Raw genomic sequence first — 22005 nt, forward strand, 5'->3', positions numbered from 1 at the left:
GCTGTCGAGGTTGCGGTGGCGTTGTTTGCACCCCAGATTCACCTCTACGTGCGCCCGAGTTGACAGGATCATAGAGAATTATTAGAACAAATAAAGAACAATTTTCGCGCTCATTTACTGTGGATTAAGGTCTTATCCTGACCGCGCCACGTCGGCGATGGGGTAGAGTGCGCAAAACTCAATTTGACTATGCCGCTGGCGGCAGACAGGGTGATGAAATGGCAGGTAGCGTTAACAAGGTAATCTTGATCGGGAATGTGGGCGCAGATCCCGAAATCCGCCGCACCCAGGATGGCCGCCCGATCGCCAACCTGCGTATCGCAACATCCGAAAGCTGGCGTGACCGCAATAGCGGCGAGCGCCGGGAAAAGACCGAATGGCATTCGGTTGTCGTCTTCAACGAGGGCCTGTGCAAGGTCGTCGAACAATATGTAAAGAAGGGCGCGAAGCTCTATATCGAAGGTCAGCTGCAGACGCGCAAATGGCAGGACCAGAACGGTAACGACCGTTACTCCACAGAGGTTGTTCTGCAAGGCTTCAACTCCACCCTGACCATGCTGGATGGGCGCGGTGAAGGCGGCGGAGCGGGTGCCGGTGGCGGCTACGGCGGTGGTCGTGGCAGTTCGTCCGGTGGTGATTTCGGTGGCGGCTACGGCGATGATTACGACCGTGGCTCATCCGGGTCCAGCCGGGGCGGTTCCGCTGGCGGCGGCGCTAGCGGTGGTTTTGCCCGGGATCTCGATGACGACATCCCGTTCTGATTGGAGCCTGTTCTGATTGAAGTTTGAAGCGGTCGAGGATCACTCGGCCGCTTTTGCTTTTGGCATCTGGGCCGGTCAGGTATTGAAGGCCGATTTGATCCCGTCGACCACGAATTGTACCGAAAGCGCAGCCAGAAGAACGCCGAGCAGGCGGGTGAGCAGTGCTCGCCCGGTCATGCCGAGGAAACGGTCGAGTTTCTCGGCCACGATAAGGGCGGCCAACACGATTGCCATGCAAATAGCCAGCATTGCGATCAGCAATGTTCGATCAAGTGGCGCTGAAAATGAGCCAGCCAGAAGCACGGTGGCAGATATCGCGCCCGGCCCGGCAATCAGCGGCAAGGCAAGCGGAAACACCGCGATATGCTGAATATGGTCGATCGTGATTGCAACTTTCGAGGTTTCCTCTTTTCTCTCCTGTCGCTTTTGAAAGATCATTTCGAATGCGATCCAGAACAGAAGAAGTCCACCCGCAATGCGGAACGCGCCCATGGAGATGCCGAGGATAGCAAGGATGCCGGCACCGAAGAGCGCGAAGGTCGCCAGAATCATGAAGGCGATCAAGGTGCCGCGAACGGCGACCTGCCTGCGGTGAATTCTGTCCATTCCCGCGGTCAGCCCGAGGAAGATCGGAGCAAGCCCCGGTGGGTCCAGTGTCACCAGCAAGGTGGTGAATGCGCTCATAATGCTGTCGGTGCTGGCCATTTTCCCCACTCTTTCGTTCGGTTATGACGACTCGGCGTGAAGCTTTAAGGTAAAAGGGGGCCGCTGAGAAGCAAAGGTGGTCAATGTCTCTCGTAGCTGATAGAGCCTTTGACTGTGCTGGCTGGCACTTGTTTTATCCGCTGGTATAGCACTATGTTTCCGGCCATATCGCAGCCGCAAAGAACTGTTCAAAACCTGCCTCGAAATTGGCGTTTGGATGGTGCATCGGCTATAAACATCAGACTGATTCCGAACAGAGATCGTATCCGATTTGACTGAACAGAGCACTCCTGGCGGCGGAAAGCTGCCACCTGGCATCGAACCCATTTCCATCATGGAAGAGATGCAGCGTTCCTACCTCGATTACGCAATGAGCGTTATCGTGAGCCGAGCGCTGCCTGATGTTCGTGACGGCCTGAAGCCGGTTCACCGCCGTATTCTCTATGGCATGTCCGAACTGGGCATCGACTGGAACAAGAAATACGTCAAATGCGCCCGTGTGACCGGGGACGTGATGGGTAAATACCACCCTCACGGCAATGCGGCGATTTATGATGCCTTGGCCCGAATGGCGCAGGATTGGTCCTTGCGCCTGCCCTTGATCGACGGCCAGGGCAATTTCGGTTCCATCGATGGCGATCCGCCAGCCGCTGAACGTTATACCGAATGCCGCCTGCAGAAAGCGGCGCATTCACTGCTCGACGACCTGGATAAGGAAACAGTCGATTTCCGTGACAACTATGACGGCACTCTATCGGAGCCTGTTGTCGTTCCAGCCAAGTTTCCAAACCTTCTGGTCAATGGTGCGGGCGGCATCGCCGTCGGCATGGCAACCAACATTCCGCCGCACAATCTGAGTGAAGTCATTGATGGCTGCGTGGCAATCATCGATAATCCCTCGATTGAGTTGCCGGAACTGATGCAGATTATCCCGGGGCCGGACTTCCCGACGGGCGCGCTCATCCTCGGTCGTGCAGGGATCAAATCTGCCTATGAGACCGGCCGTGGCTCGGTCATCATGCGCGGTCGTGCGCATGTTGAGCCCATGCGTGGGGACCGCGAGCAGATCATCATCACTGAAGTTCCCTATCAGGTGAACAAGGCGGCGATGATCGAGAAGATTGCCGAACTGGTGCGTGACAAGCGTATCGAAGGAATTTCGGACCTTCGCGACGAATCGGACCGCCAGGGCTATCGCGTCGTGATCGAGCTTAAGCGCGATGCGAATGCGGATGTCATCCTGAACCAGCTTTATCGTTACACGCCTTTGCAGACCTCCTTTGGCTGTAACATGGTGGCGCTGAACGGTGGCAAGCCGGAACAGCTGACACTTATCGATATGCTGAAGGCCTTTGTGACCTTCCGCGAAGAAGTCGTTAGCCGCCGGACAAAGTATCTGCTGCGCAAGGCGCGTGAGCGCGCGCATGTCTTGGTTGGTCTGGCCATTTCGGTTGCCAATATCGATGAAGTCATCAGCCTGATCCGCCGTGCGCCTGATCCTCAGACGGCGCGCGAGCAGTTGATGGAGCGTCGTTGGCCTGCCAAGGATGTCGATTCGCTCATTCGCTTGATCGACGATCCTCGTCACCGCATCAATGACGATGGCACCTACAATCTCTCCGAAGAGCAGGCGAGGGCGATCCTTGAGCTTCGTCTGGCCCGCCTGACGGCTCTTGGTCGTGATGAGATTGCCGACGAGTTGAACAAGATCGGCGCTGAAATCAGCGATTATCTGGATATTCTCTCGTCGCGGCTGCGCATTCAGCAGATCGTCAAGGATGAACTGACGGCTGTGCGGGACGAATTCGGCACTCCGCGCCGGACGGAAATCATGGACGGCGGACCGGACATGGACGATGAGGATCTCATCGCCCGTGAAGATATGGTCGTCACCGTTTCGCATCTTGGCTACATCAAGCGCGTTCCGCTCACGACCTATCGTGCGCAGCGTCGCGGTGGCAAGGGCCGCTCTGGCATGGCAACGCGCGATGAGGATTTCGTCACGCGCCTGTTCGTCGCGAACACGCACACGCCGGTTCTGTTCTTCTCGTCACGCGGCATTGTGTACAAGGAGAAGGTCTGGCGCCTGCCGGTTGGCACGCCTCAGTCGCGTGGCAAGGCACTGATCAACATGCTGCCGCTGGAACCCGGCGAACGCATTACCACCATCATGCCACTGCCAGAGGACGAGAAGAGCTGGGAGAACCTCGATGTGATGTTCTCCACGACTCGCGGTACGGTTCGGCGCAACAAGCTTTCCGATTTCATTCAGGTGAACCGGAACGGCAAGATTGCAATGAAGCTGGAAGAAGAGGGAGATGAAATTCTCTCTGTAGAGACCTGCTCGCCGCCGAATGTGGACCTCAACCTGCCGGGCGATGACGTGCTGCTGACGACTGCGCTTGGCCAGTGCATCCGCTTCCCCGTTGATGACGTGCGTGTCTTCGCCGGCCGCAACTCCATCGGGGTGCGGGGTATCTCGCTTGCCGAAGGTGATCGCCTGATCTCGATGACCATCGTCGGTCATGTGGATGCCGAGCCCTGGGAGCGCGCAGCCTATCTCAAGCGTTCTGCCGCCGAACGCCGTGCGGCGGGTGTCGATGAAGAGGATATTGCGCTCGTTGGCGAGGAAGTGACCGAAGAAGGGCAGCTGAGCGATGAGCGGTATGAATACCTCAAGGCTCACGAGCAGTTCGTTCTGACTATCTCCGAGCGTGGCTTTGGCAAGCGTTCTTCTTCCTACGACTTCCGTACGTCGGGTCGCGGTGGAAAGGGTATCCGCGCAACGGATACTTCGAAGACCAACGAAATCGGCGAGTTGGTTGCCGCTTTCCCCGTTGAGGATAAGGATCAGTTGATGCTTGTCTCGAATGGTGGCCAGCTCATCCGTGTTCCTGTGGACGGCATTCGTATTGCCAGCCGTGCGACCAAGGGCGTCACCATCTTCTCTACCGCAAAGGATGAGAAGGTTGTTTCGGTAGAGCGTATCAGTGAGCCGGAAGGCGAGGGTGAAGAAAACGGTTCCTTGCCTGACGAGATTGTCTCCGAAACCGGCGATCTGGGTGACAGCGTTCCGCCCTCAGGCGGAGAGGATACAGCCGAGTAAAGCTGTTGCCCAACTTCTTCAGGATTTTACGAGCCGCATCAGCAATTTGCTGGTGCGGCTTTTATGTTTCCCGTCAGACATATTTTAAGTGCGGCTCATACATGAGTTTAGGAGTCATATTTCTTGTTTACGATAATCAAGATCTATTGACTCCACTTTTTGATCTTAATAGTTGAGCGAATGAGGCAGGTTTTAGGCGGGCTGGGGAAGCCGACCTCTAGGGGCGCGTGTTGCTAGCGCGGGCTGAAGCTTGTCCAACGGTCTCAGGAGAGTTTAATGCAACAAGAGTTACGTATAGGTTCGCTTCGCCCGCTCATGTCCGGGGCAGCGGCTACGGCTGGGCTTGCCGTTTCCATCTCAGCCATTCCGGCAGTGGCCGAGGCGCAGAGCCAACCAGCGGCAGCAAAGCCCGCCGGCGCAGCAGCAGGCGATGAAGTGGTTCTCAATCGCGTGGCGGTGACCGGCGAGGGTGCTCGGTCGGCAAATACGAATCAGCGCACAACGGGCATTGCGCGGTTGAACGCTTCGATCAAGGAAACGCCGAAGACCGTCAACGTCGTTCCGGCAGAGGTCATCGAGCAGCAGCGCGCAACCACGCTGGAGCAGGCTCTTCGCAACGTTCCTGGCATTACCCTTTCCACCGGCGAAGGCAATGGTGGCCAGAATGGTAGCCAGTTCCGCATTCGTGGCTTTCAGGCGCGTAGCGATGTGTATGTCGATGGACTGCGCGACTTCGGCGTCTATTCGCGCGATACGTTCAACACCGAGGATGTCCAGGTCTTCAAAGGGCCAGCGGGTGATAATTTCGGCGCCGGTAACACGGGCGGTCTGATCAACCAGAGCACGAAGCGCGCTCGCCTCGAGAACTTCACCAAGGTGGATCAGGGTGTTGGCAGCGGTCCGACATATCGCACGACGGTCGATACCAACTATCAGATCAACGACACCACCGCTATTCGTATTAACGGCTTGTTTCACAAACAGAACGTCGCGGATAGAGACCACGTCACCTCGGATCGTCGCGGCTTCGCGGTGGATTTCGGCATGGGCCTCGGCACGGAGACAGAGTGGCATCTGAGCTATAGCTACCTGCATGGCGACGGTGTACCGGATTACGGTCAGCCCATGGTCCGCGGCCGGGACGGAATCTATCTTCCGGCAGCGGAGTTCGGCTTCGATCCGTCGATCTCTTATGTTCGCTCAACAAACCAGGACGTCACCAATAACCATATGCTGGGGTCTGCTATCAGGTCTGAGTTGAACGATTGGCTGACGGTCACCAACGATACGCGCCTGACGTTCTATGGGCGTGATTTCGGCGGCACAGTGACCGGTTCTTGCGCGGATAGCGCCACATCGACCTGCGCCACTGACTTCTTCAACCGCAGGACATCCGCAACTTACGCCCTCAGCGCGGGCGGTGGTTTGACCTACAAGCAGGATGGCTGGGCGATCCAGAATGTCAGCTCGGCGCAGATGGAATTCGAACTTGGCGGCTTTAAGAACAAGGCTGTCGTCGGCCTGGATGTGAGCCACCAGAACGATGAACGTGTAGAGGGCAGCTGGCCGAATTGGGCGAACCGTAACCGCGAATCGCTGTTCAATCCGCGCTACAACTACAATTTCAGCCCGGTCTACAATTATGCTGCCAAGCGCACGCTGGACGCGACCAATGTCGGTCTTTTCGCCAGCGACCGTCTGTACCTCACAGACCAGTTCTCTGTTCTTGGCGGGTTGCGTCTGGATTACTTCAAATCCGAGGTTGAACAGGCAGCCCTGCAAGCGTCTCAGAGCAATACAGATCTCAATCCATCCTTCGGTGTCATCTGGGAGCCAACCGACAACCTCTCCATGTATGCGTCGTTCTCGCGCACACATAAGCCGGTTTCCACCGATATTGCGGCCTTAACGGGCCTCGCCACAGAGCTGCCATCCAGAACATCTCCGCTTGCACCTGAAGTTTCTGATACTTGGGAAGTGGGAGTTAAGGTCGACCTTCTTAATGGAAAGCTGGGTCTGACGGGTGCCTTCTTCCAAGTGGACAAGGATAACTCCTACAACGAAGTTACCGGGCTTCCGGGTGGCTTGGGCGAGGTTTCCACGGGCCGTCGCGTACGTGGTGTCGAAACAGGCATCAGCGGCCAGGTCACCGATAAGTGGAGCGTCTTTGCCAATTACGCCTATCTCGACGGAGAAATCACGTCTTCTGCCACGGCAGCAGATATCGGTCGTGAAGCTCCCAATGTCCCGAAGCATAACTTCAATCTCTGGACGACCTACACTTTGGCAGAAGAAGTCTCTGCGGTTCTGCCGGGCAAATTGCAGGTCGGCGGCGGCATCCAGCTTGCGAGCGCCTATTGGCTGGATACGGCGAACACACAGAAAATCCCGCAATCCTTCTCGCTTGATGCAGTCGTATCCTACCAGACTGACAAGTTCAGAGTGTCCCTCAACGGTTACAATCTGACGGACCACCAGAACTACCAGTCGGGCCAGGGGGGACGCGCCGTTCCTTCGTCAGGCCGGACGGTCATGCTGAATATCGGAACCACCTTCTGATACTGCGTTAAGTGACGAGTTTCACGCGCCGCTCTCAGCGGCGCGTGTTTGCGTTCGTAATAGAAAGCCAGGAACATGCTGATAGAGATCCCCGACGTGCTGACACCCGAGGAGGTGGCCCATTTTCGCTCCGTTCTGGAAGCTTCGAAATGGGTTGACGGCAAGGTCACAGCGGGAGACCAGGCCGCCAAAGCCAAGAACAATCTGCAAATTCCGGTGGATAGCCAGGAAGCGCTGGATCTGGGCGAGTTGGTCATGCAGGCACTTGGGCGCAACGCCACCTATAATTCTGCGGCGCTGCCACTGCGCGTTCTGCCTCCCATGTTCAACAGATATGATGTGGGCATGACCTTCGGGGCGCATGTTGATAATTCCATCCGCACCGTGCCGGGAACCGGTGGAATGCGAATGCGCGCCGATGTTTCAACGACGATATTCCTGACCGACCCGGATGATTACGAGGGCGGCGAACTGGTTATTGAAGACACGTTCGGGACCCATGCCGTCAAGCTTCCGGCAGGCCACATGGTTGTCTATCCCTCATCAAGCCTTCACCGGGTGATGCCCGTCACGCGGGGCAGCCGTTGGGGATGCTTTTTCTGGGCACAATCCATGGTGCGCGACGATGGCCAGCGAGCCATGCTCTATGATCTCGATGTTGCGATCATCCAGACGCGCCAGCAGCTTGGGGATGACAATCCTGCCGTGCTGGGTCTGGTCAACCACTACCACAATCTGCTGAGGCGCTGGGCAGAGCTGTGACGACTACGCATGAACCTCCCTCAATCGTTGAGGCGCAACTGGCTCTCGGTCAAATGCACCTTGATCGGGGTGAGCATGAACAGGCAATCGAGCATTTTCGCGCCGCTGCCCGCAGCGGTGAGCCAGTCGCCCTGAACATGCTTGGACGCGCCTATGAGCGCGGTTGGGGCACAGTTGCCGATGCGGTTTCCGCTGCTGCCTATTACGATGCCGCGGCGCGACAGGGGGACGCCTGGGCGATGTTCAACCTCGCCGATCTCTATGTGCGTGGCGCTGGCGTGCTGCGAGATGAGGCCGCTGCCTATGCGCTTTATGTTGAGGCGGCACGCAAAGGGCTTGGCAAATCACTCAATATGCTGGGCCTTTTCCACGAGGAGGGGCGTGTCGTCGAAAAGGATTGTGATGCTGCCATGGCGCTCTTTCAGGCGGGCGCAGATGCCGGCGACTGCTGGGCCATGTTCAATGCGGCCAGGCTCTCTCTGCTGGCAGGCGCAGAGGGCGCGGCCGTGCGTTACTTTGAACTTTCTCTCTCGGCCGGGTTTCACGATTACTATCGCCACCTTTGGCAGGCGCTGCAGAAAGCTCCGCAGGAGCAGTTGCGGAACATCGCGGAGCGAGCACGATGCCGCATGATTGACGGGGCTTCTAACCGATGAAAAGTGTGCCTGGCGATACGGTCTGTCTCGCGGATTACGAGCGCCATTTTCACAAGATGGTTGATCCCGCAATCGCTGCCTATATCAGTGGTCCTGCGGCAGATGGGTTCAGCAGAGCCCGTAATCGAGACCAGTTCCAAAGATACATGTTGATGCCGAAGGTTCTTGCCGATCTTCGCGAGGCAACAGCGGCAAGCACATTGTTCGGCGTCGATCTGGCTTATCCCATCATTCTTGCGCCCACAGCCTATCACCAACTGGTTGATCCGCATGGAGAGGTTGCAACAGCGCATGCGGCTGGCCTGACGAAAACGTGGATGACGGTAAGCTTGCTGTCCAGCGTTTCGCTCGAACAGATCGCCGCAAGCGCGACCGCTCCGCTATGGTTTCAGCTTTATCTGCAGGCGGATCGCGCGGAAAGCCTTGTCCTTGCAAGAAGGGCGGAGGAGGCTGGTTATGCTGCCATTGTCGTCACAGTCGATGCGCCTGTTACAGCCATGCGCAATGAGCAGCAGCGAGCCGGTTTCGTACTGCCGCCGTCTATTCGGCCGGTGAATCTCGATGGCCTGACGGGTGCCGCCCCCGTGCGCGCAGTGTCAGGAAGCCCGGTATTTCAGGGAATGTTGCGACAAAGTTCTCGCTGGGAAGATATCGCCTGGTTGCGCGAACAATGCCGCCTTCCGATCTTGCTGAAAGGTGTGTTGAACGCGGAAGATGCCGAGCGAGCCATAGCCTTGGGGATTGACGGCATCATTGTTTCCAATCATGGCGGCCGGGTGCTGGATAGCTTGCCATCCGCTTTGGACGTGTTGCCCGCTATTTGCGGGCGTGTGGCTGGGCGCATACCGGTTATCGCCGATGGCGGCATTCGGCGCGGCACCGATATTGTAAAGGCTTTGGCGCTTGGTGCGCGTGCGGTGTTGGTGGGGGAACCCGTGCTTCATGCGCTTGCCGTGGGGGGAGCGGATGGGCTTGCCCACATGCTGACTATTTTGCAGACGGAATTTGAGGCCGCCATGGCAGTTATCGGCTGCGCCACCCTTGCGGATATCGATCACTCGGTGCTCTTATCTGTTTGATAGAACGGGGGCGCTCATGGTTGAAATCAAGGTCAAGCACAGGGAAACAGGTGCAACAGCGAGGCTTGCGGCGCGCGGCAGGGCCACATTGCAAACTGCGACTGGCGGCGAGCTGGAGGTTGTGACCGGCGTTTCAGAGGCGGGGTTCAACCCGCTTGACCTCCTCTACTCGTCGCTGGCGGCTTGCCTTGTGCTCAGCATTAAAGGTGCTGTCGTCAAGCTTCAGCATCTGGAAAAGTTTCATGATGTTGAGGTGCAGATCAGCGGCGAGAAGGCGCATGAGGGGCCCTCGCGCGTCGAGTCGCTGAAGGCAGCGATCACCATTCACGGCGATTTCGATGATCGCCAGCGCCACGACATTGTCGCGCTGGCGAAAGAACTATGTACCGTGAGCAATACGCTGGCTCTTTCGCCGTCCCTGGCGATATCCGTCCACGCGGGCTGATGGATAGAGCGATCAGTCGTCGTCAGGGATCAGGCTATCGATTCCTAGCAGCGTGAGTGCGTTGACGACGCGCCCGACGCCCGGCACACGTTTGACATGGGCGATAATCTTTCGAGCGGTCTGCTCATCATCCACTTCACCTTCAATGGTCACTGTGGTTCCGTCCGCACGAATGTCGATTGTTTCCATAGCGACAAGATCCAGCGCCTCGATGGCATCGCTCACACGCTCTTCCAGATCATCGGCCTCTTCCAGCCCCTGGGTGGCAGGCGTGGTTCGATCCGGGGTCGACTCTTCCAGGCCGGACTCGTCGGCACTATCTACCTGATAGCCCTTGTTCCGTTCGCGGTCGAAGTTGGCGTCTGGATCACCATAGGCTGCATTCCCGACCGCGCCCGCAGTGGCACCAGCCTGATCGGCATAGGGCCAGCCATCATCGATGTTGCGCGTATCGTAGTCCCGATAATCTTCCTCGCGGGGAAGGTCGTTCTCAGTCTTCTTCGCTGGCATGATCCGCCTCCTATGGGTCTGGTGGGCGGATAACGCGTGGGGGCGCGGATGGTTCGCTCTATCAGCGCAGGTTCTGCTTGTCCCACTTTTTCAGGATGCGGTCCCGCTTCAAGCGTGAGAGCCGCTTGATCCAGAATATGCCGTCGAGCTGGTCGATCTCATGCTGGATGCAGGTCGCGAGGAAGCCATCCGCCTCTTCCTCGTGAAAGACGCCCTCCAGATCCTGATAGCGAAAATGAATGTGACTTGGCCTCTCCACCTCATCCGTCATTCCCGGCATGGAGACACTGCCTTCCGTGAAGCGCTGCATCCCGCCAGACGCGGAAAGAATGCTGGGGTTGATGTGATAATGCACCTTTTCTTCCGGTGATAACTGAATCACGGACACACGCAGCATCTCGCCAATATGAGGTGCCGTTATCCCGACACCGGGTGCCGCGCGCATGGTATGAAGCAAATCCGCACAAAGGTTTTTCAGGCTGTCGTCGAAGACTGATACCGGCTTGCAAGATTCGGACAATTGCGGGGCAGGGTAGCGAAGAATGGATCGGATCGACAAAGAGAGGCTCCATTGCGGGAACGCAGGCAAATGCGGAAAACAGACCGGATGACGGTTCTGGCTGCTGCGTGAGAAAGGGGCTATCAACAATCAAGGTATTGCGCTATCCGCTTGTTGACAATCGGCTTTTGCCAGCCATTCTGCCGCATGAAAAGCGCAGGAGAGCGGGTTTGGTATCCGAGGACAAGGAGCGGCGATGACGCATATCGAGGAAGACCGCAAACGTCCGCCTGCTGAGGAAAGCCACGACGACATCTATGCCGAAAACGGCGCGATACGTTCTGATTTTCTGGCGCTTGTTGGCGCGGCAATTGCCGACCGCGATCTGCTTTTCCTTCGCCAAAACGTTGCGACGCTGCACGAGTCCGAACTTGGCGACCTTCTCGAGTCCATAGTGCCGGAACAGCGCCTGGCGCTTGTCAAACTGCTGGGTGACGACTTCGACCTTACGGCACTGACAGAGGTTGACGAGGCAATCCGTCTCGAAATCGTCGACCAAATGCCGAATGAGCAGATTGCTGCGGCCATTGGCGATCTCGACTCGGACGACGCCGTCTACATCCTTGAAGACCTCGATCAGGAAGACCGAGAGGAAATCCTGGCGCAACTTCCGTTTACCGAACGGGTTCGCCTGCGCCGCGCCCTGGACTATCCGGAAAGCTCGGCTGGCCGCCGCATGCAGACGGAGTTTGTGGCTGTTCCACCCTTCTGGACCGTTGGGCAGACCATTGACTATATGCGCGATGAAGAGGAGCTGCCCGATAGCTTCACGCAGATCTTTGTGATCGACCCGACTTTCAAGCTGCTCGGCGTCATCGATCTTGACCGCATTCTGCGCACCAAGCGTCAGGTAAAGATCGAAACGATCATGCGGGAGACGAACTATCCTATTCCTGCGGATATGGACCAGGAAGAGGCGGCCCAGCTTTTCGAACAGTATGACCTTTTGTCTGCTGCCGTCGTAGATGAAAACGGGCGGCTGGTCGGTATCCTGACAATTGACGATGTCGTCGACGTTATTCAGGAAGAGGCTGAAGAAGACATCATGCGCCTTGGTGGTGTGGGCGATGAAGAGCTATCTGATACCATCCCGGAAACATCGCGCTCTCGTGTGCCGTGGCTGCTGGTGAACCTTGTCACCGCGTTCCTGGCTGCTTCGGTGATCTCGCTGTTTGAAGCAACTATCGAACAGATCGTGGCCTTGGCGGTCCTGATGCCCATTGTGGCGGGCATGGGCGGTAACGCCGGTTCGCAGACGATGACCGTTACGGTACGTGCTCTGGCGACCCGCAATCTCGACATTTACAATGCCTGGCGGGTGGTGCGACGCGAAGCCGGTGTTGGCCTTCTCAATGGAATGATCTTCGGCGTGCTGATTGGACTTGCGGCGGGCCTGTGGTTCCACGACCCCAATATTGGCGGCATTATCGCGGCAGCCATGTTGATCAATATGATGGCCGCGGCCCTCGCTGGCATCATGATCCCCCTGCTGCTCGATAAAGTGGGTGTGGATCCGGCGGTCGCATCTGCCGTATTCGTCACAACGGTGACGGATGTGACAGGATTTTTCTCGTTTCTCGGCCTCGCAACATGGTGGTTTGCCATCAGCTGAAACGGACGTGCATGCCTGGTGCTGCTCCAAAATTGACTTGCACGTAAAAGTCAATTAATTTGAAGCCTCACACAGGATCAAGGCGTGAACAAGTATTATACCATTACAGAGCTAACGCGCGAGTTCGGTGTTTCTACCCGCACGCTGCGTTTCTATGAGGATGAGGGGCTCATTCACCCGGAACGTCGCGGTCGCACGCGCCTGTTCCGTGCGGCGGATCGGCGGCTCATTCAGGAGATCCTGCGCGGGCGCCGCATCGGCTTCACAATCGCCGAGATTCGCGAAATCATTCAGGTTTACAAGGAGCCTCCGGGAGAGATCGGTCAGCTGAAGCTGTTGATGAAGAAGGTGGATGCCAAGCGAGATGAACTGCGCCAGAAGCGCAAGGACATTGATGATACGCTGAGCGAGCTGGATAATGTGGAAGAGGCGTGCCTGACGCGTCTGGCTGAAATCGGCGTCGGAACCTGAATTTTCCAACTCATAGGTTTTTCATCTTCGGGCTGCCAATCTCGGGCAGCCCGAATTTGTTTTTGTGGCAGGCTTTAGGGGGCCGGTGCAGAGCATTGTTGCACGATGGTCTGTACACGCTCGTCGCTATTCGGGTTGATCTGGCCCCTATACATCGGCGTCAGGAGCGATTGATTGGAAAGCTCCTGTGCCGTGCAGCCGCAGAAACGTTCACAAAGGCCGGCATCATTTGCCTGACCCATGCAGGCTGGCGTGCAGCTGTTCTTATAGTCCTGCACCAGATCGAGTGCGGGCGGGGGGATCACCAGCGAGGCGAGATAGACAATGCCGATCAAGACCGGCTGATGTACGAGGTAGAAGATCAGGCTGTGCTGCCCGGCGCGCGTCAGGATGTTCGGTTTCTGTTGCAGTGCCGCCAGCCGCGCAAAACTGCCGTTCTGGCGCAGAAACCCAGCTATTGAAACGCCTGCCAGAACCGCAGCCAGCCATGGGAAAAGCGGCACGTAATCGTTCGATCTTGGCATTGTTTGTGCAAAACCGATCCATGCAAGCCAGCGACTATCGAAAACCGGATGGCTGAGTATGCCCGGCATGACCCAGTTGGTAAGCACCATGGCACCGAGGATTATGAGCGCAACAAAGCCTGTGATGAGTGGCGGAAGCCGCAGGAACGCCAATGCAATCAGGCTCGAAACTGTGATGTTGTGCAGGATGCCAAAGAAGATCCATTCGTTTGGCAGGGCAAGATAGGAGCCTACGCTGATGATGAGCGCGGCGGCGGCCACCATTCCCAATCGTTTGCTGAAGGAGTGCCAGCGAATGTCGGGCGTGTGGGCAAGTACAAGGCTGACACCCACGAGGAATAGAAAGCTGGTGGCGATGCAGCGAGCATACAGCTTCCATAGCCCCTGCGTTGCTGTTCCCGCTTCCAGATAGCCGAAGAACTGCAGATCCCATGTGAAATGGTAGGATGCCATTGCGATGAGGGCTATGCCGCGCAGAGTGTCTATCAGCAAAATGCGCGGCGTGCGCAGCATCGAGCCAGCGGTTTCAGGGTGTGCCAAAACTCTGTTTCCTTGAAATTCTTACGGCTTGTCGTCCATCAGCGCGTGCCGAGCTTCTGAAAAGAACTGGCGGCGCGTCAGCACGACGATCACGAATAGCGTCGATGCCATGAACATGTAGGGCCCAATAAACCAACCGAGATAGCCAATGGATAAAAAAATTGTGCGCAGGCCAGCGTTGAAATGGCGGGCGGCAATAACATTCATCCGGATTACGTTCTCCGCCGCCTTTTCTGTTTCAACCCGCGATGCGGTCGTATCGCTTGCCATTGGCAAGGCGCCAAACAGGATGGTGCAATAGTTGAAGAGACGATAGGACCAGCCAAACTTGAAAAACGAGTAGCCGAACAGGGCGGTCAGGCCCACGACCTTGGCCTCGAATGCCGCTCTGCCGCTGTAGTTCACGAAGGCAAGATCGCCGAGCACGGCATCCACCTTATCTGTCGCGCCCAGCAGCGCAAAGCAGCCGCCGATGGCGAAGATGGATGTGGACGCGAAGAATGCCGTTCCGTTCTGAAGACCCGCCATGATCTGTGTGTCGATCATTTTCAGGTCGCGCTTCAATGAATTGTAGATCCAGAGGCGTCTGCGCTCCGCCATAACCTGGTTCAGGCTTTTTCTTGGCAAAACCGGCTCGCCGCTGGTCAGCCAGGAATACCCGACCCAAAGCACGGCGAAGAAGGCGAGAGCGATAACATCGACGATCGTCATGACAATCCAGGAAGGCATTTCGGTGGCGTTTTGTATGCGGCAAATTCCGATTAACGACAAGCGTCGTGGAATGATAGATGCTAAGTCGCAAGCAGGTCTGGACAGTGAAGATAAGCTTTGTAGCTTATCCCGCCATGGCGCAATTGGGGCAGATGTTACATGTTCTTATCCGTATTTGATGTATTTAAGATTGGTGTTGGGCCTTCCAGCTCGCACACAATGGGTCCCATGTCGGCCGCCAACCGGTTTCTTGCTCTTCTGGCGTCGGATGAATGGCCGCGGCCTTCCAATGCTCGCGTCGCTTCCATCAAGGCCAGCCTGCATGGCTCGCTTGCCTTCACCGGCATTGGCCACGGAACGGGCAGGGCGGTTATCCTGGGTCTTATGGGAGAGGCGCCGAACAAGGTCGATCCCGACCAGATGGATGAAATCATCGCCACGGTGGAACGCACCGGCAAGATCACACCTCCCGGCCATCCGCCTTATGATTTTCAGCCAGCGACAGATCTGATCTTCGACAAGAAGCAGGCCCTGCCAGGCCACGCCAACGGCATGAGCATCTCAGCCTTCGACAAGGACGGACGTCTGCTGTTGAAACGCATCTACTATTCGATCGGCGGCGGCTTCGTCGTTACGGATACTGAACTGGAGGCAATGCGAGGGCAAAAGGCGCAATCGACAGATCGTGTGCCTTATCCATTCTCCACGGCGAAACAGATGCTGGAAATGGCGCGATCCTCGGGCCTGTCCATTGCCGATATGAAGCGTGCCAACGAACTCACAAAGATGAGTGAGCAGGAGCTGAACGATGGTTTGGACGCCATTTGGTCGGCCATGGCGAGCTGTATCGATCGCGGTCTCAAGGTCGACGGTATCATGCCGGGCGGGCTGAAGGTCCGGCGGCGCGCTAAATCCATCTTTGAAAAGCTGACGGCGGATTCGCGCAGTAACCGGCTAAACCCCTTGTTGGCCAATGACTGGCTGAGTGTCTACGCCATGGCCGTCAATGAGGAGAATGCTTCCGGTGGACGCGTGGTGACTGCGCCAACGAACGGGGCCGCAGGCGTCATTCCGGCGACGATCCGCTACTTCCTGCATTTCCATGAGGATGCGACGACCAAGGATGTCCATAACTTCCTGCTCACGGCTGCCGCCGTTGGCGGCATCATCAAGCACAATGCGTCCATCTCGGGCGCGGAAGTCGGCTGTCAGGGCGAGGTCGGCTCAGCTGCTGCCATGGCCGCGGCTGGCCTCGCCGCAGTGATGGACGGTACGCCTGAGCAGGTTGAGAATGCGGCAGAAATTGCACTGGAGCATCATCTTGGCATGACGTGCGATCCTATCGCAGGCCTGGTTCAGGTGCCCTGCATCGAAAGAAATGCCCTTGGTGCCGTCAAGGCTGTTACGGCCGCCTCGCTGGCCATCAAGGGCGATGGAACGCATTTCGTGCCATTGGATGCGGCCATTGAAACAATGCGGCAGACTGGCAACGACATGAGCGAGAAATACAAGGAAACCTCAACAGGCGGTCTCGCCGTCAACGTAGTTGAGTGTTGAAACACGCCGTTTTTGATGATGCTTGAGAGGAAGAGTCTTGACCTGAGGCCGCCAAGGGTCTTTTAGCAGCTTATGGCTCTTCACCTCATCAAGCTTTGCGTCGGCGCTGAATCACTTCAAGATCTCAAGGAGTGGGTCGCAGAATCCTCGCTCACGGCTATTGCCGCTGGGCTCCAGCCGCATACCATTCACACGACCAGAATGGTGCCGAAGCGTCTGGATGAGATCCTGCCGGGTGGCTCCCTTTACTGGGTCATCAAAGGGCAGGTGGCCGCACGGCAGCCGCTTCTGGACATTATGACCTTTACCGGTGGTGACGGCATAACGCGTTGCAATCTTGTGCTGGGGCCGGAAGTCATTGAAACGGCGCCGCAACCGAAACGCCCCTTTCAAGGCTGGCGATACCTCAAGGCAGAGGATGCCCCGCGAGATCTGGGTGCTATTGGTGACGATGTTGCAGCCATGCCGGAGGATCTTCGGCGGGAGCTTGCAGAACTGGGACTACTTTAAAAAGCGAAGCGCGATGCTCTCGGGCAAAGCCCGTATGCACCCACCTTTACCAAATGTTTGCCCCAGAACGGGCTAACCTGTTCATGCTGCCGGATTTCTTGGAAATGACGGCATCCCGTCACTGAGGGAAACCCTCAGAGCATGTCCGGTTAGACGAAGGCTTCTGAAATGCACCATCTATCTGTTTTCATGCAGACAGGATGTGAGGCTGTTTAGCCATTTCTGCCGGGGGTACTCTAACTCTTACCCCAGAATCACCACGTGCCCCCATATCCAGGGGCACGCATCGTCAGCTGACTTCACCGGACCCTCAACCGCAATGGGAAGCGGCCGCCGCGCGGTGATACATGCAGGTGAATACCTGCCCTCGGCTGTGCGTGGCGCCAGGCGCGTGCACCATGAGAAAGCAGCATGGTCACCAGATCTTTGGTACGTTCTCTCGGGCGGTTGATACCCATACCCGTAAGGCGCAGCGCTGCCTCATGCAGCGGATGCAACCCGCTTCCACCCATTCGGCCCTGTGAATTGGCCGGCAAGGGAAAGTCGAGATTATTCTCGTTCATTGCCATGTTTGACCTCGTAACGCGATACAATCGAGGATCGAAAAAATATCCGCCCGGCGGGCGAATAATAGGAGGGGTGAAAAACGCTCGCCCCTCGTGAATTCAAGAGCTTACTGCTGGGCTGCCCAGCAAGAGACGCCCTTCTTCTTCAAGCCATTGCAGGTGTTGACGGCGGACTTCTGATCGTCGAAGCCACCAAAGCGAGCGCGATAGACCTGGCTACCATTTGCCGCGACAGCGACAGCAAAGGGTTTTGCCGAACGAAGCAAGCTGCCACCCTTTTCCTTAGCGCTTTCCAGCAGATCCATGGCAGAATCGCGGCTTTGCGAAACACCGATCTGGATAACCCAACCGGCCGGAGTGTTGTCATTAGCGGCGTGTTCCGGCGCGCGGCGTGTCGATGCGGTCGTCAGTTTGTCGGTTTCCTGCTCGGCGCGGTCAGTCGTAGCGGCTGGCGGCACCGGAACAGGAGCGGTCATGGCAGCTGCCACAGCGGCTTCCGCAGCCTTGCTCTTCGGTTCAGAGGCGTAGGCGGAGGCGCCCGGCAGCTTTTGCTCGGCCAAGCGAGCAACTGGGCGCGGCGCCGATTCAACCTCTGCCACTTCAATCTCAGGCTCGGCTGTGACTGCCGATGCCACAGAACGCTCTGGCTGAATAGGCGTCGGCACGCTGGCCGGGACCGGTTGGGCCGGAGTACGCACCTGTGCGATCAGATTGCTGGTTGCGCCCTGGGAAGCCTTTGGCAGATAGGTCGCGACCAGTTTGCGCATCTGAGAGTCGCGCGCTGCGGAGCTAGTGCCACCCAGAACAACGGCAACGATGGAGCGACCGTTGATTTGTGCGGAGGTAACGAGGTTGAAGCCTGCTGCTCTGGTGTAGCCAGTCTTGATGCCATCGACGCCAGCAACGGAACCAACAAGGCGGTTATGGTTGCCGATGGCCTGTTTGCCGAAGCGGAAAACGCGCGTGGAGAAGTAACTGTAATATTGCGGAAAATGCTGACGCAGAGCAATGCCGAGACGAGCCTGATCACGGGCGGTCGTCATCTGCGCGGTGTTTGGCAGGCCGTGGGCATTGCGATAGGTCGTGCGCGTCATACCAAGGGCGCGCGCCTTGTTGGTCATCATCTGGGCAAAGCGGGCTTCGTTGCCGCCGATGAACTCACCGAGTGCAGTGGCAATATCGTTGGCAGAGCGTGTGACAAGTGCCTGAATGGCCTGCTCGACAGTGACGGAGCCGCCCGCACGGACGCCGAGCTTGGAGGGGGGCTCAGCAGCGGCATGGGCCGATACAGGAACGCGGCTATCGAGCGTGAAGCGGCCTGCCTCGAGCGCCTCGAAGGTCAGATAGAGCGTCATCATCTTTGTCAGAGAGGCGGGGTAACGAAGGGAATCCGGATCATCCGAGTAAAGGACTTTGCCAGTCTTGGCGTCAACGACAATACCCGCATATTTCGGATTGGCGGATGCCGTCTCTGGATTGAATGCCGACAAAGCGACGACGACGCAAAAGAAACCGACGATCTTCTTGAAAATCGAGGCGCCACCCTTGGGGAAGGATGTTGTGTTGACTTTATTCAGCACGGCTGCACTCACTCATTGCCAATTACGTTGTTATTTTCCGGCTGCCCCCGCAGCACCGTTCTGGCCACAATAGGGGGTTAGCCTTACCAAGAGGTTTATGATGAACGAAGGATTAGCAATTTGCTTTGCCTTCTAGCGGTCTTCAGATTGCGACTGGATGAGCGCATTTCCGACAAACTGTCTAATCGCGGCATCAATATGTTTCCAATCGCTAATATGTTTCGATGAGAAGCGATAAAGGACGCTGAGGCCGGAACCCAGATGCACATCACGCTGACAATCTGCGCTGGTAACCTCCGCGGGATTGTGTGGCAGGACGCATCTGACCACATAATCCGGTTCATCCTTGCGGGGTGCGGTCAGGAGCACTTCTTCGCCATAGCCGCTATCTGTTTTCATTTTGTGCAGCGTCAGTCCGTATCCGAAGGCCTTTTCTTCACCGGTCATCAGGCGGTGATAGATCGGCTCTAGCCGCCCGGACATGTCCCTTGACATGGTTGCCTCGGAAATATCGAGGAATATCAGGGCACTCGCTTCTCCCGGTTCATCGAAGCGCGCTCTTTCCGCCTCTGTGTAACCCTGCATTTGTGGCCATGTCAGGTAGAGGTAAAGGCGCTCCACTTTGCCATCCATACGCTGTTCCCGCAGGCGAATGACGTTGGCAGGCACACTGAGCGTATCGGCCCCAATGCGGATCCGGTAAAGCTCGTTGCTGGCCGTATGTCCCGCCAAGGACAAACGCTGTCCGAACCAGTGGCCCGCAAACAGCAGGAGCAGGCAAGCCGCCATCAGAGCAGCGAATGCTGCCACGCCCTTGTAGATCAGGGCGCGCGACAGCAATGGCTCGAACTGTTCTTGGGATGCTTCAGAGGTCACAACCATGCCCGGAATGCTGCTTCATGTGAATCGGTCCTAAGGCGGATGCCTTGCGTGCAGCATTCTTCTTCGTGGTTAATAGAGGCTTAACGAAAAATGGCGCCGCCACGGGGAGGGCGACGCCATTTCTTCATGGAGCCTCGAATTAGCGACGTACGCTGGCAACCGCGTTAGCGCGTCCGTCCTGGAGCTTCATCCAAGCGCCGGGATTTTGTTCCGACTGGCGCTTGAGATAGGTGTATTCGGTATCGGACCAGAGCATTACCTTGTTGCGCATGTTATCGAGGATGAAATCTCCGCGATCTGTACGCACGGTCAGCACGGCATGGCCATCGCCATTCGGTTGAAGTACGACGGTGATGAGGAGATCGGAGGCAGGAATGCCCTGGTTGATGAGCATTTTGCGCTTCAAGAGAACGAAGTCCTCGCAGTCGCCCGCAGTCGTCGGGTAGGCCCAACGCTCCTCAACGCCGAATAGCTCCATATCGGTCATCGGCTTGATGGTCGTGTTCACGGTATAATTTACATCGAGAATCTTGCGCCAACGCTCCTCGGTCAGCGGCAAGGGGCCTCTGTCAGGCTCGCTCGGAATGCATTCGCTGGGGTAGCTTTGGCAGAATTCGTAGTGGCCAATCGGAGGGTTGGCCTTGCCAGTAACATGCATGCTGGCCGGGCCGGCGAAAGATGCGTGGGCTGCGAAGAGCGTGATGCCGAATACGGCAAGGCGCGATCCGATCCTAGAAAGCCGAGACATTTTTTTCTCCCCGTTTTTGGTGGGGTGAATGTCTCATGGGGCTGTTCAAATAGAGACAAAATCAGCAGTAAAAACAAATGCTTGTTTGATTCAAAACTGCCTAGAATCCGCATCGAATTCGAGGAAAATTAAAACTGAATACGTGTCAATGTCGAAGTGAATTTAATTCAAGTTCGATCCATTTTTTAGGAAAATGCGATCATGTTTCGGATAGCGTCCTGATAAGAAATGGATTTTAGGCCAGGGCTTGACCAGCGATGCTGCTGTCCGTTCATTGCCGTGCGGGCGCCAACGTGCAATCGCTGCTCCCTCAGCGAGGCATCTCAGTCCATCTTGAAGTAATTTTGCAGCGAATAAGGCTCAAAACCATCGGAAAAATTGCCGTCGATTTTCTCAAAAAAATTCGCTGGCGCATCGTTTCCGGACAGGTCCGGCGCTTCTTATGCTGAACAAAGCGTAACGAGGGCGATGGGAGAGATCGAAAGATAAATATGAAAAAGCCCGGCGCGAGCCGGGCTGTTGGCGCGGTGATCCATCGATGGCTTCAGAGGAAGGAGCGAAGACTTTCGCGGGTCTGCACCATCGCAAATTCGATGGCGACACCTTCAGCAAAATGCCGCACCACATGGCCACGCATTCCGTTGAGGTAAACCTGGGTGCCAACTTCCGGGCGGGTTTCGAGATCTATCGCAGCACCTGAAAGGGAAAGGTCAACCAGGCGTCCAACATAGACAGTTCCGTCATCCAGTCGCAGTTCTGCGCGTGTAACGCGGGGTGCGAGACGGTCGTGACGACGATCTTCCGGCAGGCCGAGTTCATGGCGATTGGCAAGCCATGTCAGCTGGGCGGCCAGCTTCTCCCGCTTCCGGTCTGTCGCATTGATCGACATGATGAACCCATTTGGCGTCAACTGCAGGGCTTGCCCCTCCAGTCGGCCAATGTGGTCGATATAGGCAATCACACGCTCACCCAGGCGCGGCGTGCCCACACAATCCACCATCACATCGCCAGGAGACATCTCCACTGCATTGCAAGGGTACTCATCTTTGGAGGCGAGCATGAGCCGACCCGTCATGTTGACGGTGACGCGTTGAAACGCGTTTGGCGCGGGCTTTTTAGCGGCCTGAGCACTCGGCTGGAAAGAAAACATAGGTGTCTCGCT

21 protein-coding genes are annotated in these 22005 nt (G+C 56.9%); 11 read left to right on the forward strand and 10 right to left on the reverse strand.

Going from position 1 to position 22005, the window contains the following annotated elements:
- Window positions 1-218 precede the first annotated feature (218 nt).
- A complete protein-coding gene (locus ACFSE1_RS02345) occupies window positions 219-761 on the forward strand; it encodes a single-stranded DNA-binding protein (protein ID WP_377395972.1) in 543 nt (180 codons plus the stop codon).
- Between the two features lie 75 nt (window positions 762-836).
- Here ACFSE1_RS02345 and ACFSE1_RS02350 read toward each other — a convergent pair whose 3' ends face one another.
- Window positions 837-1466, reverse strand: a complete 630-nt coding sequence (locus ACFSE1_RS02350; protein WP_377395975.1) for a MarC family protein — start codon at window positions 1464-1466, stop codon at window positions 837-839.
- A 271-nt stretch (window positions 1467-1737) separates the two neighbouring features.
- Here ACFSE1_RS02350 and gyrA point away from each other — a divergent pair, with 271 nt between their 5' ends.
- From gyrA to ACFSE1_RS02380, 6 genes are all read left to right on the forward strand, one after another.
- Complete coding sequence (gyrA, locus tag ACFSE1_RS02355) at window positions 1738-4572, forward strand: DNA gyrase subunit A (protein ID WP_377395978.1); 2835 nt, start codon at window positions 1738-1740, stop codon at window positions 4570-4572.
- A 276-nt stretch (window positions 4573-4848) separates the two neighbouring features.
- Window positions 4849-7131 carry a TonB-dependent receptor gene (locus tag ACFSE1_RS02360; RefSeq protein WP_377395981.1) on the forward strand — a complete coding sequence of 761 codons (2283 nt, stop codon included), beginning with the start codon at window positions 4849-4851 and terminating at the stop codon, window positions 7129-7131.
- Between the two features lie 75 nt (window positions 7132-7206).
- The gene (locus tag ACFSE1_RS02365; RefSeq protein ID WP_377395984.1) at window positions 7207-7893 is read left to right on the forward strand and encodes a Fe2+-dependent dioxygenase; all 687 of its coding nucleotides are present in this window, start codon (window positions 7207-7209) and stop codon (window positions 7891-7893) included.
- On the forward strand, window positions 7890-8549 hold the full coding sequence (locus ACFSE1_RS02370) for a tetratricopeptide repeat protein (protein ID WP_377395988.1): 660 nt from the start codon (window positions 7890-7892) through the stop codon (window positions 8547-8549). Before ACFSE1_RS02365 ends, ACFSE1_RS02370 begins: the two co-directional genes overlap by 4 nt.
- Window positions 8546-9628: an alpha-hydroxy acid oxidase gene (locus ACFSE1_RS02375; protein WP_377395991.1), complete on the forward strand. Its 1083-nt coding sequence runs from the start codon at window positions 8546-8548 to the stop codon at window positions 9626-9628. The genes ACFSE1_RS02370 and ACFSE1_RS02375 overlap by 4 nt, the downstream gene beginning before the upstream one ends.
- A gap of 16 nt (window positions 9629-9644) precedes the next feature.
- The gene (locus tag ACFSE1_RS02380) at window positions 9645-10073 is read left to right on the forward strand and encodes an OsmC family protein (protein WP_377395994.1); all 429 of its coding nucleotides are present in this window, start codon (window positions 9645-9647) and stop codon (window positions 10071-10073) included.
- A gap of 12 nt (window positions 10074-10085) precedes the next feature.
- Here the strand turns inward: ACFSE1_RS02380 and ACFSE1_RS02385 are convergent, their stop codons facing one another.
- A complete protein-coding gene (locus ACFSE1_RS02385; RefSeq protein WP_377395997.1) occupies window positions 10086-10583 on the reverse strand; it encodes a BON domain-containing protein in 498 nt (165 codons plus the stop codon).
- A gap of 61 nt (window positions 10584-10644) precedes the next feature.
- Window positions 10645-11142, reverse strand: coding sequence for a peptide deformylase (locus ACFSE1_RS02390; protein ID WP_377396000.1), 498 nt, complete (start codon window positions 11140-11142; stop codon window positions 10645-10647).
- A 196-nt stretch (window positions 11143-11338) separates the two neighbouring features.
- On the opposite strand from ACFSE1_RS02390, the gene mgtE reads away from it, so the two are divergent.
- Window positions 11339-12754, forward strand: a complete 1416-nt coding sequence (mgtE, locus tag ACFSE1_RS02395) for a magnesium transporter (RefSeq protein WP_377396003.1) — start codon at window positions 11339-11341, stop codon at window positions 12752-12754.
- Window positions 12755-12838: 84 nt separating this feature from the next.
- Window positions 12839-13225 carry a MerR family transcriptional regulator gene (locus ACFSE1_RS02400; protein ID WP_377396006.1) on the forward strand — a complete coding sequence of 129 codons (387 nt, stop codon included), beginning with the start codon at window positions 12839-12841 and terminating at the stop codon, window positions 13223-13225.
- A 74-nt stretch (window positions 13226-13299) separates the two neighbouring features.
- Here ACFSE1_RS02400 and ACFSE1_RS02405 read toward each other — a convergent pair whose 3' ends face one another.
- Window positions 13300-14262, reverse strand: coding sequence for an acetyltransferase domain-containing protein (locus ACFSE1_RS02405; protein ID WP_377396571.1), 963 nt, complete (start codon window positions 14260-14262; stop codon window positions 13300-13302).
- Between the two features lie 48 nt (window positions 14263-14310).
- Window positions 14311-15000 carry a DUF599 domain-containing protein gene (locus ACFSE1_RS02410; RefSeq protein ID WP_377396009.1) on the reverse strand — a complete coding sequence of 230 codons (690 nt, stop codon included), beginning with the start codon at window positions 14998-15000 and terminating at the stop codon, window positions 14311-14313.
- A gap of 159 nt (window positions 15001-15159) precedes the next feature.
- Between ACFSE1_RS02410 and ACFSE1_RS02415 the strand changes: the two genes are divergently transcribed.
- Window positions 15160-16557: an L-serine ammonia-lyase gene (locus tag ACFSE1_RS02415; protein ID WP_377396011.1), complete on the forward strand. Its 1398-nt coding sequence runs from the start codon at window positions 15160-15162 to the stop codon at window positions 16555-16557.
- Window positions 16558-16629: 72 nt separating this feature from the next.
- Window positions 16630-17067, forward strand: a complete 438-nt coding sequence (locus ACFSE1_RS02420; protein WP_377396014.1) for a DUF1489 family protein — start codon at window positions 16630-16632, stop codon at window positions 17065-17067.
- 299 nt (window positions 17068-17366) lie between these two features.
- Here the strand turns inward: ACFSE1_RS02420 and ACFSE1_RS02425 are convergent, their stop codons facing one another.
- The 5 genes from ACFSE1_RS02425 to ACFSE1_RS02445 form a co-directional block, all read right to left on the reverse strand.
- On the reverse strand, window positions 17367-17636 hold the full coding sequence (locus ACFSE1_RS02425; RefSeq protein ID WP_377396017.1) for a hypothetical protein: 270 nt from the start codon (window positions 17634-17636) through the stop codon (window positions 17367-17369).
- Window positions 17637-17740: 104 nt separating this feature from the next.
- Window positions 17741-19213 (reverse strand): SPOR domain-containing protein, encoded by a 1473-nt coding sequence (locus tag ACFSE1_RS02430; RefSeq protein ID WP_377396020.1) that lies wholly within the window; start codon window positions 19211-19213, stop codon window positions 17741-17743.
- 132 nt (window positions 19214-19345) lie between these two features.
- Window positions 19346-20095 (reverse strand): hypothetical protein, encoded by a 750-nt coding sequence (locus ACFSE1_RS02435; protein ID WP_377396023.1) that lies wholly within the window; start codon window positions 20093-20095, stop codon window positions 19346-19348.
- Window positions 20096-20234: 139 nt separating this feature from the next.
- Window positions 20235-20843, reverse strand: coding sequence for a transglutaminase-like cysteine peptidase (locus tag ACFSE1_RS02440; protein ID WP_377396025.1), 609 nt, complete (start codon window positions 20841-20843; stop codon window positions 20235-20237).
- 544 nt (window positions 20844-21387) lie between these two features.
- Entirely contained in the window at window positions 21388-21993 is a 606-nt protein-coding gene (locus ACFSE1_RS02445; RefSeq protein ID WP_377396027.1) for a PilZ domain-containing protein, read from the reverse strand.
- Window positions 21994-22005: the final 12 nt, after the last annotated feature.

The organism is Affinirhizobium helianthi (assembly GCF_042680945.1).
GTDB classification, from domain to species: Bacteria; Pseudomonadota; Alphaproteobacteria; order Rhizobiales; family Rhizobiaceae; genus Neorhizobium; species Neorhizobium helianthi.

Coding starts and splice junctions, on each gene's coding strand:
- ACFSE1_RS02385 (WP_377395997.1), bottom strand. CDS start 10,583: ATGCCAGCGAAGAAGACTGAGAACGACCTTCCCCGCGAGGAAGATTAT.
- ACFSE1_RS02410 (WP_377396009.1), bottom strand. CDS start 15,000: ATGACGATCGTCGATGTTATCGCTCTCGCCTTCTTCGCCGTGCTTTGG.
- ACFSE1_RS02365 (WP_377395984.1), top strand. CDS start 7,207: ATGCTGATAGAGATCCCCGACGTGCTGACACCCGAGGAGGTGGCCCAT.
- ACFSE1_RS02350 (WP_377395975.1), bottom strand. CDS start 1,466: ATGGCCAGCACCGACAGCATTATGAGCGCATTCACCACCTTGCTGGTG.
- ACFSE1_RS02405 (WP_377396571.1), bottom strand. CDS start 14,262: ATGCTGCGCACGCCGCGCATTTTGCTGATAGACACTCTGCGCGGCATA.
- ACFSE1_RS02420 (WP_377396014.1), top strand. CDS start 16,630: ATGGCTCTTCACCTCATCAAGCTTTGCGTCGGCGCTGAATCACTTCAA.
- ACFSE1_RS02380 (WP_377395994.1), top strand. CDS start 9,645: ATGGTTGAAATCAAGGTCAAGCACAGGGAAACAGGTGCAACAGCGAGG.
- ACFSE1_RS02435 (WP_377396023.1), bottom strand. CDS start 20,095: ATGGTTGTGACCTCTGAAGCATCCCAAGAACAGTTCGAGCCATTGCTG.
- ACFSE1_RS02360 (WP_377395981.1), top strand. CDS start 4,849: ATGCAACAAGAGTTACGTATAGGTTCGCTTCGCCCGCTCATGTCCGGG.
- mgtE (WP_377396003.1), top strand. CDS start 11,339: ATGACGCATATCGAGGAAGACCGCAAACGTCCGCCTGCTGAGGAAAGC.
- ACFSE1_RS02345 (WP_377395972.1), top strand. CDS start 219: ATGGCAGGTAGCGTTAACAAGGTAATCTTGATCGGGAATGTGGGCGCA.
- ACFSE1_RS02415 (WP_377396011.1), top strand. CDS start 15,160: ATGTTCTTATCCGTATTTGATGTATTTAAGATTGGTGTTGGGCCTTCC.
- ACFSE1_RS02425 (WP_377396017.1), bottom strand. CDS start 17,636: ATGGCAATGAACGAGAATAATCTCGACTTTCCCTTGCCGGCCAATTCA.
- ACFSE1_RS02375 (WP_377395991.1), top strand. CDS start 8,546: ATGAAAAGTGTGCCTGGCGATACGGTCTGTCTCGCGGATTACGAGCGC.
- ACFSE1_RS02445 (WP_377396027.1), bottom strand. CDS start 21,993: ATGTTTTCTTTCCAGCCGAGTGCTCAGGCCGCTAAAAAGCCCGCGCCA.
- ACFSE1_RS02440 (WP_377396025.1), bottom strand. CDS start 20,843: ATGTCTCGGCTTTCTAGGATCGGATCGCGCCTTGCCGTATTCGGCATC.